This is a genomic window from Lysinibacillus sp. NPDC095746, from assembly GCF_044763535.1.
Lineage (GTDB): Bacteria > Bacillota > Bacilli > Bacillales_A > Planococcaceae > Lysinibacillus.
In genome coordinates this window covers 1-17,919 of the sequence record NZ_JBIWGL010000015.1, presented here as the reverse complement: position 1 = coordinate 17,919, position 17,919 = coordinate 1, and the positions used below count along the sequence as shown (strand labels likewise).

Here is a 17,919-nt window from a genome sequence, read left to right as displayed (position 1 = left end):
TGACCGTTTAGCGGGATAAAAAATTGAGAGAAGGATGACCATGAAAATCGTCAAAAGTATCGTGCAAATCGGCTATCTATATGTAATTTTATTTGTTGGGAATAGTATTGCACGTCTACTTCACTTGCCGATTCCAGGGAGCATAATTGGACTAGTCTTATTGTTTTTACTTTTGCAGTTTCATATTATTAAGCTTGAATGGATTGAGCTAGGTGCAGGTTTATTACTTAGTGAATTATTACTATTTTTCATTCCATCTGCTATCGGAGTAATCGATTATACTGCATTATTCGGTGTGCAAGGTGTGAAAGCTGTGCTTGTTATTGTATTGAGTGCCATAGTTGTAATGTTTGCAACAGGTTTCACAGCACAATTGCTAGGGCAACGAAAGAAAGGTGATACTGCATGAGCTTTTTAATAGCTATACTAAGTTTACTAGGTACGATTGCAGTTTTTTATACTAGTAAAATGTTTTATAAAAAGTATCAGAAGGAATGGTTAACACCTATACTGATCACACCATTAGTGGCAATTATTATCCTGCTGCTAACGGGTACATCTTATAAATCTTATACTGCAGGGGCCGGTATTTTATCAAATTTACTAGGCCCAGCAACAGTTGCATTCGCGGTACCTATTTATAAAAATTTTAACCTATTAAAGAAACATGCTTTTGAAATTTTTCTAAGTATTGCAGTTGGCTCAGCCGTCGCGATTACATCATCATTTATCTTTGCTGTATTAGTTGGACTAAATAATGAGCTTGTGCATAGCATAGTTCCACGCTCCGTTACTACACCAATAGCGATGGACATTTCCAATATGATTGGTGGCTCTCCTACGCTTACTGCAGTTTTTGTTATGGTAACTGGTATTTTAGGGAGTCTAATAGCACCGTTAGTTATTAAAGCATGTCGTTTCCATCGACCATCTTCTAGGGGTCTATTGTTAGGAATGGGAGCACATGGTACGGGTACATCAAAAGCATTTGAATTTGGTGAGCTAGAAGGTACGTTTGCAAGTCTTGCTATGATTGTAGCTGCATTAATTAGCATTGTATTGTCAACAACATTTTTCCCAGCATTTGAACATCTAGTAGTCAATATCCTGTTGCCTTAAATGGTAGCAGGATTTTTTTGTTCTGTTTTATTTAATGAGCTTCACAATCTTCCTTATGTCAAACTGCCTAAAATAAAAAATGGGTTTATTAAAATATTTTGAAACTTTTTAAGAAGTGCCCCGTATACATTAGTACTAAGACTTAAGGGAGGATTAGACATGAGTGTGAAAAGGTCACTAATGATGGTGGGACTTGGCATTTTCGGCATTGTTGCACTTATTACGGTATTTACATCATGGTACACGGTAGATGAATCAGAACAAGCAGTCGTCATTACGTTCGGTCGTGCCGATAATACAGTAACAGAACCAGGTTTACATTTTAAATTACCATGGCCTGTACAATCGGTTGAGGTGTTATCGAAGGAAACATTTAGTTTAAAGTTTGGCTATAAGCAAAATGAAAATGGGGAATTGGAAACTTATGATGCCGAAACGAAAATGATTACAGGGGATGAGCATATTGTTTTAACAGACCTTGTCGTTCAATGGAAAATTACAGAACCGAAAAAGTATTTATTCAGCTCACAAGATCCAGAAAAAATATTACATAGCGCTACGTCGAGTGCAATTCGATCAATTATCGGAAGTTCCAACATCGACGCCGCGTTAACAGAGGGAAAAGCGGACATAGAAGCAAAATCACGAGATTTACTCGTTTCTCTTGTTGAAAAATACGATATTGGTATAAGTGTTTTAGGTGTAAAACTTCAGGATGTTGAGTTACCGAATGCAGATGTGCGAGCAGCCTTTACAGCTGTTACAGACGCACGTGAAATGAAAAATACAAAAATAAATCAAGCAGAAAAATATGAGAATCAGCGACTTAGTGAGGCTAAAGGTGAAAAGGATGCAATTATCTCAAAGGCTCAAGGTGAAAAAACAGCGCGTATTGAGCAGGCTCAAGGGGATGTAGCTGTCTTTAATAAAATGTATGAGCAATATAAGGGCAATCAACAGATTACACGCGAACGTTTAATTTTGGAAACACTTGAAAATGTATTACCTAAAGCACAAATTTATATTATGAATGATGATGGCAGTACAATGAAATACTTGCCTCTTCAAGCATTGCAACCTGCTAAACAGGAGACACCTACAACACAGGAAGCACCTGCAAAACAGGAAACACCAAAAGAGAAAAAAGAAGGGAGCGGTAATTAATGGATCAAAAAAATAAGGATCTTGAAAAATTCCTCAATTTTTTATCGGGTAAATCCAAAAATACTGCTTCGAAAGAAGGGGATACAGGGGATAATGTGGTCAAAATGTCGAAAAAAGGCCCGTTGAATCCGAAAAAATATATTTCTCTTGCCGTAACATTAACAGCCGCTTTTGCTATTGCTATAATATTATTTGCTAATGTTTATATCGTTAAAGAATCCGAATACGCAGTTGTAAGACAGTTTGGAGAAGTAGTGAAATTTCAGAGTGAGCCAGGCTTGAAAATAAAGGTTCCGTTTATTCAAAGCGTCACGAAGCTACCAAAAAACCAAATGACATATGAAGTTTCTGAAGAAGAAATTAATACAAAGGATAAAAAACGAATTATCATTGATAATTATGCAGTTTGGCATATAACGGATCCAAAGCAATTAATTTCCAATGCAGGGACAATAGAAAAAGTTGAATCACGTATGGAAGAGTTTATCTATTCAGTTATACGCTCAGAGCTTGGTCGAATAGAATATACGGAAGTTATTAATGATGAAAATTCTTCACGTGGGAGTATCAATGATAAGGTAACTGCACGTGTCAATGAGCTACTCTCGAATGATAAGTATGGAATAGAAGTAATAGATGTTCGTATCCGTCGCATCGACTTGCCTACTGATAATGAGCAAGCTGTGTTTACTAGTATGATTTCGGATCGTGAATCAAAGGCGCAAATATACCTATCAGAGGGTGACGCTGAGAAACGCCGTATTGAAGCTCAAACAGATAAGAAAGTTCAAGAAATGCTCGCAACAGCGAAAAAGGATGCAGCATTGATTCAAGCGGAAGGTGAAGCAGAAGCAGCTAAGATTTACAATAAATCATTCTCTCAAGATCCTGAATTCTATTCATTGTACCGAACATTAGAATCATATAAGAAAACTATAGGTGAAGATACGGTCATTATTTTACCAGCCACTTCACCATATGCCAAAATATTATCTGGCTATATAAAGTGAAACTTTAATCAGTGGGGGTTCTCCAACTCCACTGATTATTAGTCTTCACCAATTGGGCATTTACGGGCAGTTAATCTCCCACTTAACTTCTTTGCTTTCGTGAATTTTGAGGTGAAAGTCTTGTATCTGACGTTTCATTTTTGATATAGATAAATTACTGCCCGTTAATGCGGGATAAAATAACACGATTATTCTTGCAGGGATAAGCATATGAAGTCGTCTCAAACTTTTTGAGACGGCTTTTTTACATTTTAGTAAGTTTTTTAGCGTTGGAAGGACTTTACACCCTTGGGGATTTAGCAATAGAGAAACGAAGGCTAAAAACATCACATCCTGTGATAACGCCTTTGTGACAAACATCGTGTTGACCCGCGATCTTGCAGCAAAAGTGGCTCATCGGACGCCCAACGGAAGTCAACACCACGTTATGGTGAAAAGGAGCCCTTCAAAGTCTGGTTAGGTATTTTTAATCAATGACTCCATAAATATTTATCATATGTTGATGGTGTGTTACGAAAATGATAGAAATTTATAATTTTATGTTCCGTTTATGACTATTATCTGATAGAATGATATTGTTCGAGAAATAAAAAATGGGGGTAATAGTTGTGAAGTTGCAAATTAGCAAGTGGCTCCAAAATTTAGGGATTGCCTATAGTATTGCATCGTTATTTACACTTTTCTTCCGTCTATCAGATTTTGCATGGATCACAAAAAGTGTTTATCATATACCAGTATTTTTTGTCATTTTGTTTTTATTAGGTTTAGTTATTGCTGCGGATGTACGCAAAATATTTAAAACAATATTTTTATACGAAAAACGCAAGGTTAAACGTCCTATATGGCAAGTAGGGATTGGCTTTATTTTCTTCTTAGCGCAAATCGGCACTGTCATGGTGTTTAATACAGAGCTTACACATCCACAGCTTGGTGGTATGCCATTATTTTTAGTATTTGCCTTTATGAACGCCTTTATGTTGACAGTCATATATGAAGAGATTTTTTATCGTAAAGAAAAAACGAATAAAGCTAGTGAATAACATGGATGAGGTCAATTACAATGAGTGATTGGCTTTTTTTGTGCAGTCAATCCTAAGCTATTGCTGTAGAAAATTTGGCGATTTTCAACGTTATGATTGGTAAAATACCCGTTTTCTCGATAAAGTAAAAGGAAGAGGCATTTTCAAACATACGTTTTCGTTTTACAATTAAGAAGACGACAACGCAGGAGGATAAAATCATGACAAAGGAAAAATTGCTATTATTGGACGGCAATAGTTTAGCATATCGCGCGTTTTTTGCGTTGCCATTATTGACGAATGATAGTGGGATTCATACGAATGCAGTATACGGCTTTACAACAATGCTACAAAGAATATTAGAGGAAGAGCAACCAACGAAAATTTTGGTTGCCTTTGATGCGGGTAAGACAACCTTCCGTCATGAGACATTTACGGAATATAAAGGGGGGCGACAAAAGACTCCACCAGAATTATCGGAGCAGTTTCCTTATATACGGAAGCTTATTGATGCTTATGGTATTAAGCGATATGAGCTTGAAATGTACGAAGCGGACGATATTATAGGGACACTTGCTAAAGAAGCTTCATCACAAAATATGGACGTCATTGTCGTATCAGGAGATCGTGACTTAACACAGCTCGCGACTGAGCAAGTAACAGTATATATTACTAAAAAAGGCATTACTGAAATTGAAAAAAATACACCAGCCTTTATTGCAGAAAAATACGGCTTAACGCCCGAGCAAATTATTGATATGAAAGGTTTAATGGGGGATTCTTCAGATAATATCCCTGGTGTACCAGGTGTCGGTGAAAAAACAGCAGTTAAATTGCTAAAAGAGCATGGTTCAGTAGAGTCGCTTTATGCGGCAATGGATACGGTGAAGGCTTCTAAAATGAAAGAAAAATTAGTTGCCAATGAAGAACAGGCACTAATGAGTAAAAAGCTCGCTACCATCTATACTGAGGCACCGATTGAAATAACGCTCGCGGATCTTATCTATAATGGTCCGAATGAAGAGGAATTAATTAGCGTGTGGCAAGAGCTTGGCTTTAAATCATTGCTAGAGAAAAGTGATTTTACTGTCCAAGAAGAGGAACAAGCTCCTTTTGACTATGAAATTGTGCAAGAAGTAAAACAAGAGCATTTAAAAGATGTAATGGCAGTGCATTTGGAGCTAGAGAACGAGCATTATCATACATGCCAGCAACTAGGGATTGCACTAACAGATGGAGCGAAAACAATATATGTGCCGTTTGATATTGCGGCTAAATCAGATGTCCTTCGTCTTTGGTTAGAAGATGCTACTAAAATAAAGTATATGTCTGATTCAAAAGCATCTCAAGCTGCGTTAAGTCGTGCGGGAATTCGTTTAGCTGGTGTTGAATTTGACTTATTACTTGCTTCTTATATTAATAATCCTGCGCTAAGTGGAGATGATGTGGCAACACTTGCAAAAGAACTAGGCTATCGTAATGTGCAGGCAAATGAGACTGTTTATGGTAAAGGGGCGAAACGAGCTATACCTGCCATTGATGCACTTGCTGAGCATGCCAGTCGCAAAGCCTTTGCTGTATGGTCTTTACAGCCTAAGCTTGAAGAATTGCTAAAGGAAAACGAACAGTTTGAACTGTATAAAAATTTAGAGCTACCGCTTGCTGCTATTTTAGGGGCAATGGAAAGTGAAGGAATCACGGTCAATCGTGCCACATTAGAGAAAATGGGGCAGGAATTAAATGACAAACTAATTGTAATTGAACAGGAGATTTATACGGAGGCAGGAGAAGCCTTCAATATTAATTCACCAAAGCAATTAGGTGTTATCCTCTTTGATAAACTTGGTCTGCCTGTTATTAAAAAGACAAAGACAGGCTATTCCACTGCAGCGGATGTTTTGGAAAAATTAAAACCGGAGCATGCCATTATTGAGCATATTCTTTTATATCGTCAGCTTGGGAAATTACAGTCAACTTATATCGAAGGCCTGCTAAAGGAAATCCATGAAGAGGATGGCAAGGTGCATACTCGATTCCAACAAGCATTAACAGCTACAGGGCGTTTAAGCTCAACGGATCCGAATTTGCAAAACATCCCGATTCGTTTAGAAGAAGGGCGAAAAATTCGTCAAGCATTTGTGCCATCGAACGAAGATTGGATACTATTTTCTGCCGATTATTCGCAAATCGAATTGCGTGTATTGGCCCATATGTCAAAGGATGAAAACTTAGTTGACGCTTTCCGTGAAGGTATGGATGTTCATACACGTACTGCTATGGATGTCTTCCATGTTTCAGAAGATGAGGTCGACAGTAATATGCGCCGTGCTGCAAAAGCAGTAAACTTTGGTATTGTTTATGGTATTAGTGATTACGGCTTATCGCAAAACTTGGATATTACCCGTAAGGAAGCTGCTACATTTATCGAGAAATATTTTGCGAGTTTCCCAGGTGTAAAACAATATATGGATGATATCGTCCAAGATGCGAAGTTTAATGGTTATGTGACAACCATTTTAAATAGACGTCGATATTTACCGGATATTACGAGCTCAAATTTCAATATACGAAGCTTTGCAGAGCGTACTGCGATGAATACACCAATTCAGGGAAGTGCAGCTGATATTATTAAAAAAGCAATGATTGATATGGATGCTCGCTTGAAAAAAGAAAATATGCAGGCCAAACTTTTATTACAAGTGCATGATGAATTAATTTTTGAAGCACCTAAAGAGGAGATTGCATTACTTGAAAAAATAGTACCAGAGGTTATGGAGAACGCAATCGCACTTTCAGTACCATTAAAAGTAGATTTTAATTACGGTGCGACTTGGTACGAAGCAAAATAAGGAGGGGTCAAAATGCCTGAATTACCAGAGGTTGAAGGTGTCGTCCAGGCATTAAAACCTAAAATTGAAGGGCGTACAATTCAACAGGTTCAACTATCTGAAATTATTCGTTTTTCCTTTGGGGAGGGAAAACAATGTATCGTGAAGCAAGCTGAGCCGGATGCATTTGAAATATCTTTGTCTCAAATGATGATTACAAAAGTCGAACGACGTGCGAAATACATCTTTTTTCATTTGCTGAAAGCGGATGTCCCATATGTGCTTGTTAGTCATTTAGGGATGACCGGTGCATGGTTTGTAGTGAATTCGCCTGAGGAAATCCATGAGGCGAAATTTAAAAAGCATATTCATGCTACATTTCAAATGGCGGATGGTGGCTATTTAATTTATTCGGATATACGCCGCTTTGGTGAACTACGGTTTTTAACAAAAATTGAAGATCATGTACCATTAACAAAAATGGCGCCAGAGCCGTTCGATGAAATAGCATGTGATTATTTTATTGCGAAATCAAAGTTACCGAAATATGAGAAAAAGGCCGTTAAGGATGTCATTATGGATGGGCAGGTTATTTCGGGTTGTGGCAATATTTATGCTACCGAAGCATTATTTGCTCAAAAAATTCATCCGGCCCGCACAATGAACCGCATCAGTGAAAAGAGTAAGTGTGCATTATTCGAAGCAATTGTCGCCATTTTACGCCAAAGCATTGAAGCGGGGGGTTCAACAATTTCAGATTATCGTAATATTAATGGTGAGGCTGGAACTATGCAGAAACGACTGCAAATGTATGGAAAGAAGATGTGTCCAACGTGTGGTACTGCAACGAGCCAAATGACGATAGGTGGGCGCACATCAGTCTTTTGCCCAAATTGTCAACATTAAAGGGGATTTAACTATGATTATCGGACTAACGGGAAGTATTGCAAGCGGAAAAAGTACAGTAGCGAAAATGATGACAGCACTTGGTTTACCTATTGTCGATGCAGATATTGTTGCGCGTGATGTTGTAGAACCAGGAACGGAAACTTTAAAGTTAATAGCTGAAAATTTTGGACAACATATATTGCTTGAAGACGGTAGTTTAAATCGTACTAAGCTTGGCGATATTATTTTTCACGAGCCTGCTAAACGTAAAATGTTAAATGATATTATGCATCCTGCTATTCGTCAGGAAATGTTACGTCAGCGTGATGCTTATTTAGAGGCTGGAGAAAAGCATGTTGTGATGGATATTCCGCTTTTATTTGAAAGTAAGCTACAGCATTTTGTCGAGCGTATTATTGTGGTATCGGTTAGTGAAGAGGTGCAGCTCCGTAGATTAATGGAACGTAACAACTTATCGAAGGAGGATGCCTTAGCCCGAATACGTTCTCAGTTACCTTTGTCAGTTAAAGAGAAAGGTGCGCATGCGGTTATTTATAATAATGAAAATCTAGAACAAACCGAGCAACAATTAAAAAAAATCCTGACTTATTGGGATGTAATTTTAACTAAAAATCTGTAAAATCATTCGATGCGTAGCAATGACATATTGCTACGCATTTCATATTTTTGAAAAACTATTGTGTTGCAGGGAAATCTCTTAATGGTGTGGCTCAGTAAAGGGTGATTTCCGTTCCAGGCTACTCGCTTTCCTGCCGGGATCCCGCAGCGCAGCGGATGTTTTCTGTGCGAAAGCGAAGCGTCAGCAACAAATGTTTTCTGTGCGAAAGCGAAGCGTCAGCAACAAAGTGCCCAGCCGGAACAAATCAACCCCTTGTTTTGCCGAAGAGCCATACTTTATTTAATGTGACACCTTAATTTCATTGACGCAATAGTTAACAACTTGAATGCGTAGCAAAAACACTTTACTATGCATTTTTTTGTGAGTTTATACCATAATAAGGACTAATTTAGGCGATTTTATTTTTCAGAAAATAAGAACTTTAATATTATGAGTATATAATGTTCATCTTTTTTAAAATTGTGTTATACTAATCACCATAAAGTATATAATTAATCTGAGTATGCACTCACAGGAGGATTTTATAAATGACAGTATCAGTTGCTATTAATGGTTTCGGACGTATCGGACGTATGGTTTTCCGCCAAGCGATCGTGCAAGAAGATTTAAATATCGTTGCAATTAATGCTAGCTACCCAGCTGAAACGTTAGCACATTTGATTAAGTATGACACAAATCATGGAACATTCGAGGGTTCAGTTGAGCCAGCAGGCGATGCTTTAGTTGTAAACGGTAAACGTGTGCAAATTATTAGCGAACGTGACCCATTAAAATTACCATGGGCAACAATGGGGGTAGATATCGTTATTGAAGCAACTGGTAAATTTAATGATCGTGAAAAAGCAGCAATGCACTTAGAAGCAGGAGCAAAGAAAGTTATCTTAACAGCACCTGGTAAAAACGAGGACGTAACAATTGTTTTAGGTGTAAATGATGAGAAGCTTGATATTGCCAAACATGATGTTATTTCTAATGCTTCTTGTACAACGAACTGCTTAGCACCAGTTGCCAAAATATTAAATGACACATTTGGAATTGAAAGCGGATTAATGACAACAGTTCACGCTTATACAAATGACCAAAAGAATTTAGATAATCCACATAAAGATTTACGTCGTGCACGTGGTTGCGCACAATCAATTATTCCAACATCTACAGGTGCTGCAAAAGCATTAAAATTAGTGTTACCAGAGTTAGAAGGCAAAATTCATGGTATGGCACTTCGTGTTCCAACACCAAACGTATCATTAGTTGACCTAGTAGTTGATTTAAATACAGACGTAACAGTAGATTCTATCAATGCTGCATTTGTGAAGGCTGCTACTGAAGGTCCGATGAAAGGTATCTTAAACTTCTCAGTTGAGCCTCTAGTATCTTCTGATTACAATACAACAACTTACTCCTCTACAGTAGATGGACTTTCTACAATGGTAATGGGTAACCGCAAAGTGAAAGTACTGGCTTGGTACGACAATGAGTGGGGTTATTCTGCACGCGTTGTAGATCTTGTGAAAAAAGTGGCAAAAGCTTTAGAAACAGTTAATGCATAAATTTTAGTGGCATCCGCTAAAAGAAGTTAAACTGAGCACATTGAAATCCAAGTGATTTCAATGTGTTTTTTATTTAGACAGTTGGTTTAAATGTGGCATCTATGCTTGTACTTTAGCCTGTCAAGGTTTATCATGAGCACACTAGCGTTAATGCACTTTTCTTACACATAGGAAATTTGTTATAATAGAAATATTAAATTGTTGTGAAATCAGGAGAGTAATTATATGAGATGTCCATCTTGCCAATTTAACGGAACGCGTGTTGTGGATTCGAGGCCAGTTGATGATAATAAAGAAATTCGTAGACGTCGTGAATGTGAGTCATGTGGCTTCCGTTTTACAACGTTTGAAAAAATTGAAGAGACACCTTTAGTCGTCGTGAAAAAAGAAGGTTCGCGAGAAGAATTTAGCCGTGAAAAGGTACTTCGTGGACTTATTCGTGCTTGCGAAAAACGTCCTGTTTCCCTTGAAGTACTTGAGGGACTAGTAATGTCTATTGAAAAAGATCTTCGCCGCATTGGGAATTCCGAAGTCCGATCTGAGGATGTAGGAGAAATGGTAATGGATCGCTTAGCGAAAATCGATGAGGTTGCTTATGTGCGCTTTGCATCGGTTTATCGTCAATTTAAGGATATTAATGTCTTTATTGAAGAAATTAAAGAAATTATCCAACGTCAGACAGAACAGAAATTATAAGGTAAACAGAGAGGGTGAATGACGTTGAACCATTTGTATAAGGAATTGCAGCCTGCTGATTCTTTTGACATTCGTCTACCTCATGCACTTTCTACGCAGGAACGTCAATTAATAACGCTTTTTTATCAGCCTTTAATTGGAGCGGAGCCAATCAGCCTTTATTTAACACTATGGGCAGAAGCTGAACAAATGTCTAAGCAGCAAATGACACATTATTATCTAATGAATGTACTAGGGCTTCCTATTGGTAAAGTATTTGAGGCGCGTATTGCGCTTGAAGCAATTGGTCTGTTACGCACATGGAAAAAAGAAGATGCTGGCCAGCGAAGCTTTTTATATGAGCTAATACGTCCACTTGATGCAGATAGCTTTATGAAAGACCCACTGCTCTCGATGTTTTTATTTAGTAAAATTGGGGAGCAAGCTTATCGGAAGTTACGTCAGCGTTTTATGCCATCTACAAGAGATGAAGAGTATAAAGATGTATCGCGTGCCTTCATAGATGTGTTTAAGCCTGTAAGTACAAAAATTCCAGATGATTTACAAGCTGATACTAGTCATAAGGATAAACAGCAAAAGATATATCCGTTTTATTTTGATCAATTTGATTTTGAACTACTGCAAGGGGGCTTATCGGAGCAACTAGTGCCGGCAAGCCTTCTAACATTTGAGGTACGTGAATCAATAGCAAAATTAGCCTTTTTATATCATTTAACGGCACTTGATATGCAAAAAGTAGTGATTCTTGCACTAGATGATGACTTAGGGATTTCATTGGAACGTTTGCGTAAGGCCGCTGCGGATTTTTATAAGCTAACAGTATCAAAAGAGCCACCAAAGCTTGCTAGAGTGAATATGCAGCCGTCATCCATAGAGGAAACGAGCCAAAAAACAAAGGATCAGGAGCTTCAGCAATATTTAGAAACGACTCCTCCGGTGCAAGTACTGCGAGATATTAATAATGGCAAAGAACCTTTACAGACTTCCGTGCAGCTTGCTGAGAGTTTAATTGTCCAGCATGGAATGCCGGTAGGTGTTGTTAATGCACTTTTGGAATATGTCATGCTAACAACTGATATGAAGCTACCTAAAAAATATGTGGAAACGATTGCGGATCATTGGGTACGTAAAAATATTCAAACTGCAAAAGAAGCAATGGAATTAGCACGCCAAGAGCATGATAAGTACACTACGTGGAAAAATAAACCCCAGTCTTCGGCAAAAAAGAACTCTTACACAAAAAATCGCCGAGAGGAAAAAGTACCAGATTGGTTTTATAAGCGTAATGAAAAATCAGAGAAAGATACAACAAATGCTGGCACTACTGATTTTGAAAAGGAAAGACAAAAGATACTAGAAAAATTAGGTAATATTCAAAATAAGGTAGGTGAATGACAATCGAACCGATTAATGGACCATTAAAAAGAGCAATTAAGGTACCATCATTTCAAGAACGATATGAAGCGATGCGTAAAGAAATATTAGAAAACCCCCGTGTGCAACAGTTTTTAGCTGAGCATAAGGATGAGTTAAGCTATGATGCGGTTGAACGTAATTTACCGAAGCTCCATGAATTTATTAGTCAATCTACAGTTTGCTGTGGCTGTGACAGTACAGAAAATTGTACAAATTACTTAAAAGGTTTTTTACCTACCTTACGTGTAGTAAGGAGTACTGTTGAAATTGATTATGTACGATGCGAGCAAAAGATACGTGAAGATGAGCGTCGAGATGTTGCTAATATGATTGCAAGTATGCATATGCCAAAGGATGTGCTACAAGCTACTATAAGTGATTTATTTATTGATGATCATACACGTGTTGACATTGCAAACCGTGCGACTGATTTTGTTCAAAATGTACTAGATACAGGGAATTTACCTGCTAAAGGCTTTTATTTATACGGTCAATTTGGAGTGGGGAAATCTTTTGTGCTAGGCGCATTAGCTAATGAACTTGCAAAGGCTAAAGTGAAGTCAGTTGTAGTTTTTGTGCCTGAATTTTTACGAGAAATGAAAAATGCAATTGGCGACAACACGTTGAATGAAAAAATAGATTATGTGAAAAAGGCACCCGTGCTAATGCTCGATGATTTAGGAGCCGAAACAATGACTGCTTGGACGCGAGATGAAATTTTGGGGACTATTTTCCATTACCGCATGGCAGAGCAATTGCCAACATTCATTACGTCTAATTTTAATTACGATGAATTGGAGCACCATTTAGCACAGTCACAAAAAGGTGACATAGAAGTTGTGAAGGCTGGACGTGTTATGGAACGTATTAAAGCTTTGACAGAGCCGATAAAAATGGGCGGGCAAAATAGACGTCTGTAAGATTGGCAGTTGCATTTTATAACAATCGAGCGTATACTGTCACATATAATAATTAACTTCTTTCAACAGGTGTCCTACCTACTGAAAAAGTTAAAGCCTCCGGATTATGCCGAGGCATAATGGATTAAATGCATTGATGAGGACATGAATTTTGTGTAAGGCTTTTAGAGAGGGAAGTCATTGGCTGTAAGCTTCCTAGTTCGAGCACACTATTTACTACCTGCTGAGCAGCGAAAGGGATAATCTTTCGCCGGTCCCTAGCCCGTTAGCTAGCCTTGAGCTTCGTCTGACTATAAAAAGTCGGAAGGAAGAAGGGTGGAACCACGAGCATACGCTTCGTCCCTTTCGTAGGGACGGAGCTTTTTTATTTTCGTTCAATGGAAAATAGTGGTGAACGAATGCCGCAACTATTGAATGAGGATCAAATCCGGGGATTCTTTGACTTCAATCATGCATCACAACAAAACTATAAGGAGTGCAAACAAAATGTCAGATATGATTAAATTAACTTTCCCAGATGGCGCTGTAAAGGAATTTGCAAAAGGTACATCTACTGATGACGTAGCATTATCAATTAGCCCAGGACTTCGTAAAAAAGCCTATGCGGGTAAAGTAAATGGTGCCTTAGTCGATTTAAAAACACCGATTGAAGAGGATGCTACAATCTCGATTATTACACAGGATGATGAGGAAGCACTAGAAATCTTACGTCATTCTACTGCACACTTAACTGCACAAGCGATTAAACGTTTATTCCCTGATGTTAAACTTGGTATTGGTCCAGTTATTGAAGGTGGCTTCTACTACGATGTTGATGCACCAACTCCAATCACTGCTGAAGACCTACCTGCAATCGAAAAAGAAATGAAAAAAATTATCGCTGAAAACTTAGAAATCGAGCGCAAAAATGTTAGTCGTGCAGAAGCGCAAGCAATCTATGAAAAAATTGGCGATGAATACAAATTAGAATTACTTGAAGCGATTCCAGCAGATGAGCAAGTTTCTATTTACCATCAAGGTGAATTCTTCGACCTTTGCCGAGGTATCCACGCACCATCAACTGGTAAGCTTCGTGAGTTCAAACTTCTTTCATTAGCAGGTGCTTACTGGAGAGGTAACTCAGATAACAAAATGCTACAACGTGTTTATGGAACAGCTTTCTTTAAAAAAGAGGATTTAAAACATCATCTTCAAATGCTTGAAGAAGCAAAAGAACGTGATCATCGTAAAATTGGTAAGGAATTAGAATTATTCACTTTATCTCAAACAGTTGGTCAAGGTTTACCACTATGGTTACCAAATGGTGCAACAATCCGTCGCATTATTGAGCGTTATATTGTAGATAAAGAAGTTCGTCTTGGCTACAAACATGTTTATACACCAGTTTTAGGTTCGAAAAAATTATATGAAACATCAGGCCACTGGGGACATTACCAAGATGACATGTTCCCACCAATGGAAATGGACAACGAAACATTAGTATTGCGACCAATGAACTGTCCACATCATATGATGGTTTATAAATCATCAATGCATTCTTATCGTCAGCTTCCTATTCGTATTGCTGAGTTAGGAACACAACATCGATATGAAAGTTCAGGTGGATTATCTGGTTTACAACGCGTACGCGGTATGACTTTAAATGATGCTCATATTTTTGTACGTCCTGACCAAATTAAAGATGAATTTAAGCGTGTTGTGAATTTGATTCTTGATGTGTATAAAGATTTTAATTTAAATGATTACAAATTCCGTTTATCTTATCGTGACCCTGCAGACACTGAAAAATATTACGATGATGATCAAATGTGGGAAAAAGCACAAGGTATGTTAAAAGAAGCAATGGATGATCTTGGCTTAGATTATTACGAAGCTGAAGGCGAAGCAGCGTTCTATGGTCCAAAATTAGACGTACAAGTAAAAACAGCTATTGGTAAAGATGAAACATTATCGACTGTTCAGCTTGACTTTTTACAACCAGAGCGCTTTGACCTAACATACGTTGGAGAAGATGGTAAACCACATCGCCCAGTTGTTATTCACCGTGGTGTCGTATCAACAATGGAACGTTTCGTTGCCTTCTTAATCGAAGAGTATAAAGGGGCATTCCCAACATGGTTAGCACCAGTACAAGTTGAAGTCATTCCAGTTTCAAACGAAGCACACTTTGATTATGCAAAACAAATTGAAGAGCAATTAATTGCAGCGGGATTACGTGTTGAAATGGATGACCGTGAAGAAAAACTAGGCTACAAAATCCGTGAAGCACAAATGAAAAAAATCCCGTATATGCTTGTTATCGGAGACAAAGAAGTAGAGGCTGGTGGCGTAAATGTACGTCGTTACGGCTCAAAAGACTCAGAAACAATTAGCTTCCAAGACTTCTTAGCCAACATTAAAGCAGAAATTACAAAATAATTTTCATAATTTCACCGAGCAAGATCACCAAAAGTTTGGGATGACATTTATTAAAACGTATACTACTATTAATATAAGTTGATTGGAGTGGAGGCTGGGCGACTCCTTAGGGATCAGCGTCACAGATGAGACCCTGGAGCGAGCAAAGCGAGTGAAGCGGCTCATCGGACGCCCCTAGGAAAGCGCCCAGCCGGAACGGAAATCAACCATACGTTATGATGAAAGCCATTATAATAGGTTTATTAATAATAAGTTAAAAAACATTTGACAGCTTATAAAGTACATGCTATTATAGTTAAGGTTAATGAATACAAAGTTTGTGGTTGAAGTAGAGGCTGCCCGCTTCTCACCTGATACAACGCTCTTAAGCTGTGAACAGGTATGACACGTTGAATTGTTTTGCGCAGACTTGCGCATGCACATATAGCGGGCGGACATCTTCAAAGTGTCCGTCCTTTTTTTATGGACATGACAAGAGGATGTACCGTTCAACCGGGCAAGGCTTTGCCCAAACCATGTATTCGCGACAACTACTTGGAGGTGGATTACTATTAGCAAAGACATGTATGTAAACGAAGGCATTCGCGCACGTGAACTTCGATTAATCGATCACAATGGTGACCAGCTTGGTGTAAAGACACGTAATGAAGCGCTAGAAATCGCCACTCGTGTAAACTTGGATCTTGTCCTTGTGGCCCCTCAAGCCAAGCCGCCAGTCGCTCGTATCATGGACTATGGTAAATTTAAGTTTGAACAGCAAAAGAAAGACCGTGAAATTCGTAAAAATCAAAAGGTCATCGTAATGAAAGAGGTTCGTCTGAGCCCAACAATCGATGAGCATGATTTCCAAACGAAGCTACGTAATGCGATTAAATTCCTTGAAAAGGGCGATAAAGTAAAATGTAGCCTACGTTTCAAAGGTCGTGCGATTACACACAAAGACATTGGTCAACGTGTGTTAGATCGTTTTGCTGAAGCTTGTGCTGAAGTATCGACGGTTGAACAAAAACCGAAGATGGAAGGCCGAAGCATGTTCTTAGTTCTTCAACCAAAGAACGAGAAATAATATTAGACGAACAGTTTAGGAGGAATTCGACATGCCAAAAATGAAAACTCACCGTGGAGCTGCGAAACGTTTCAAAAAAACGGGTTCAGGTAAATTAAAATATGACCGTGCTTATGGAAGCCACTTATTCGCAAACAAATCTACAAAACAAAAACGTCACCTACGTAAAGCAAACATCGTTTCATCTGGTGACTTCAAACGCATCAAATCATTACTTGTTTACATGAAATAATTTGACTACACAAACAAAATACTAACATTCATTTTTAAATGAAAAGCAGGAGGTAATTCATATGCCACGCGTAAAAGGCGGAACAGTGACGCGCAAACGTCGTAAAAAGGTTTTAAAATTAGCTAAAGGTTACTATGGTTCAAAACATACATTATACAAAGTTGCAAACCAAGCAGTAATGAAGTCAGGTCAATATGCATACCGTGACCGTCGTCAGAAAAAACGTGATTTCCGTAAATTATGGATCACTCGTATCAACGCAGCTGCTCGCATGAACGGTCTTTCATACAGCCGTTTAATGCACGGTTTAAAAGTTGCTGGTATCGAAGTTAACCGTAAAATGTTAGCTGACCTAGCTGTAACTGATGCTGCTGCATTCACTCAATTAGCAGACGCTGCTAAAAAAGCTGTAGCTAAATAATTTTTGACGAAGTTAAAAAATTATTTCTGCACCGAAAGCGAAGCGATAGGTGCAAAATTTTTCAAAAGGCTGATGGATTTATCCGTCAGTCTTTTTTGTGTTAGAGTAGTAGAAAATAGAAAATAAAAAGGAGTATTCAATGGGGCAAGCATTATTAGCGTATATGGCAATTGTTTCTATAGTCCTGCTCGTGATGATGGGCATGGATAAATCAAAAGCAAAAAAACATGAATGGCGTATTGCAGAACGCACATTATTTACATTAGCAATTGGTGGAGGCGCAATAGGGGGCGTGTTGGGAATGTATTTATTCCGCCATAAAACACGCCATAACAGCTTTGCATTTGGCTTCCCGCTGCTAGCAGCTATTCAAATTTTTATCCTAGTACAATTATGGGGATAAATCTCGAAGATAAAACACGGGAATGTTTCGATAAGACGATTTGTCAAATTAAGTGCAACAATTGCTCATTAAAAGCCTCGTTTGCAGTTTTCCAACCAAGACATTTTCTTGGTCGGCTGTTGATATAGT

Annotated in this window: 17 protein-coding genes; all 17 read left to right on the top strand. The window is 38.2% G+C overall.

Annotated features, from left to right (window positions below; genetic code table 11):
* Positions 1-40 precede the first annotated feature (40 nt).
* The 17 genes from ACIQ7N_RS12520 (at position 41) to ACIQ7N_RS12440 (ending at position 17,790) form a co-directional block, all read left to right on the top strand.
* Positions 41-409, top strand: coding sequence for a CidA/LrgA family holin-like protein (locus ACIQ7N_RS12520; protein ID WP_079561583.1), 369 nt, complete (start codon positions 41-43; stop codon positions 407-409).
* Positions 406-1,119: an LrgB family protein gene (locus ACIQ7N_RS12515; RefSeq protein WP_132357186.1), complete on the top strand. Its 714-nt coding sequence runs from the start codon at positions 406-408 to the stop codon at positions 1,117-1,119. The genes ACIQ7N_RS12520 and ACIQ7N_RS12515 overlap by 4 nt, the downstream gene beginning before the upstream one ends.
* A 159-nt stretch (positions 1,120-1,278) precedes the next feature.
* Positions 1,279-2,283, top strand: coding sequence for an FtsH protease activity modulator HflK (gene hflK, locus ACIQ7N_RS12510; RefSeq protein ID WP_402932473.1), 1,005 nt, complete (start codon positions 1,279-1,281; stop codon positions 2,281-2,283).
* The gene (gene hflC / locus ACIQ7N_RS12505) at positions 2,283-3,293 is read left to right on the top strand and encodes a protease modulator HflC (RefSeq protein ID WP_402932470.1); all 1,011 of its coding nucleotides are present in this window, start codon (positions 2,283-2,285) and stop codon (positions 3,291-3,293) included. The genes hflK and hflC overlap by 1 nt, the downstream gene beginning before the upstream one ends.
* Positions 3,294-3,901: 608 nt before the next feature.
* Entirely contained in the window at positions 3,902-4,333 is a 432-nt protein-coding gene (locus ACIQ7N_RS12500; protein ID WP_132357183.1) for a DNA polymerase I, read from the top strand.
* Positions 4,334-4,533: 200 nt separating this feature from the next.
* Entirely contained in the window at positions 4,534-7,161 is a 2,628-nt protein-coding gene (gene polA / locus ACIQ7N_RS12495; RefSeq protein ID WP_402932467.1) for a DNA polymerase I, read from the top strand.
* Positions 7,162-7,173: 12 nt separating this feature from the next.
* Positions 7,174-8,046 (top strand): bifunctional DNA-formamidopyrimidine glycosylase/DNA-(apurinic or apyrimidinic site) lyase, encoded by an 873-nt coding sequence (mutM, locus tag ACIQ7N_RS12490; protein ID WP_402932464.1) that lies wholly within the window; start codon positions 7,174-7,176, stop codon positions 8,044-8,046.
* A 13-nt stretch (positions 8,047-8,059) separates the two neighbouring features.
* Positions 8,060-8,668, top strand: coding sequence for a dephospho-CoA kinase (gene coaE / locus ACIQ7N_RS12485; protein ID WP_402932461.1), 609 nt, complete (start codon positions 8,060-8,062; stop codon positions 8,666-8,668).
* A 527-nt stretch (positions 8,669-9,195) separates the two neighbouring features.
* Positions 9,196-10,218 (top strand): glyceraldehyde-3-phosphate dehydrogenase, encoded by a 1,023-nt coding sequence (locus ACIQ7N_RS12480; RefSeq protein WP_248716862.1) that lies wholly within the window; start codon positions 9,196-9,198, stop codon positions 10,216-10,218.
* Positions 10,219-10,443: 225 nt separating this feature from the next.
* Complete coding sequence (gene nrdR, locus ACIQ7N_RS12475) at positions 10,444-10,914, top strand: transcriptional regulator NrdR (protein ID WP_049667519.1); 471 nt, start codon at positions 10,444-10,446, stop codon at positions 10,912-10,914.
* Positions 10,915-10,932: 18 nt separating this feature from the next.
* Positions 10,933-12,309, top strand: a complete 1,377-nt coding sequence (locus ACIQ7N_RS12470; RefSeq protein WP_402932456.1) for a replication initiation and membrane attachment family protein — start codon at positions 10,933-10,935, stop codon at positions 12,307-12,309.
* Between the two features lie 2 nt (positions 12,310-12,311).
* Positions 12,312-13,250 carry a primosomal protein DnaI gene (gene dnaI / locus ACIQ7N_RS12465; RefSeq protein WP_248719229.1) on the top strand — a complete coding sequence of 313 codons (939 nt, stop codon included), beginning with the start codon at positions 12,312-12,314 and terminating at the stop codon, positions 13,248-13,250.
* A gap of 486 nt (positions 13,251-13,736) precedes the next feature.
* The gene (gene thrS, locus ACIQ7N_RS12460; protein WP_402932453.1) at positions 13,737-15,668 is read left to right on the top strand and encodes a threonine--tRNA ligase; all 1,932 of its coding nucleotides are present in this window, start codon (positions 13,737-13,739) and stop codon (positions 15,666-15,668) included.
* A 562-nt stretch (positions 15,669-16,230) separates the two neighbouring features.
* On the top strand, positions 16,231-16,734 hold the full coding sequence (infC, locus tag ACIQ7N_RS12455) for a translation initiation factor IF-3 (RefSeq protein ID WP_024363824.1): 504 nt from the start codon (positions 16,231-16,233) through the stop codon (positions 16,732-16,734).
* 31 nt (positions 16,735-16,765) lie between these two features.
* Positions 16,766-16,966 carry a 50S ribosomal protein L35 gene (gene rpmI / locus ACIQ7N_RS12450; protein ID WP_004226312.1) on the top strand — a complete coding sequence of 67 codons (201 nt, stop codon included), beginning with the start codon at positions 16,766-16,768 and terminating at the stop codon, positions 16,964-16,966.
* 61 nt (positions 16,967-17,027) lie between these two features.
* The gene (rplT, locus tag ACIQ7N_RS12445) at positions 17,028-17,387 is read left to right on the top strand and encodes a 50S ribosomal protein L20 (protein ID WP_004226314.1); all 360 of its coding nucleotides are present in this window, start codon (positions 17,028-17,030) and stop codon (positions 17,385-17,387) included.
* A gap of 139 nt (positions 17,388-17,526) precedes the next feature.
* The gene (locus ACIQ7N_RS12440) at positions 17,527-17,790 is read left to right on the top strand and encodes a DUF1294 domain-containing protein (protein WP_132357175.1); all 264 of its coding nucleotides are present in this window, start codon (positions 17,527-17,529) and stop codon (positions 17,788-17,790) included.
* The last annotated feature ends 129 nt before the right edge of the window (positions 17,791-17,919 follow it).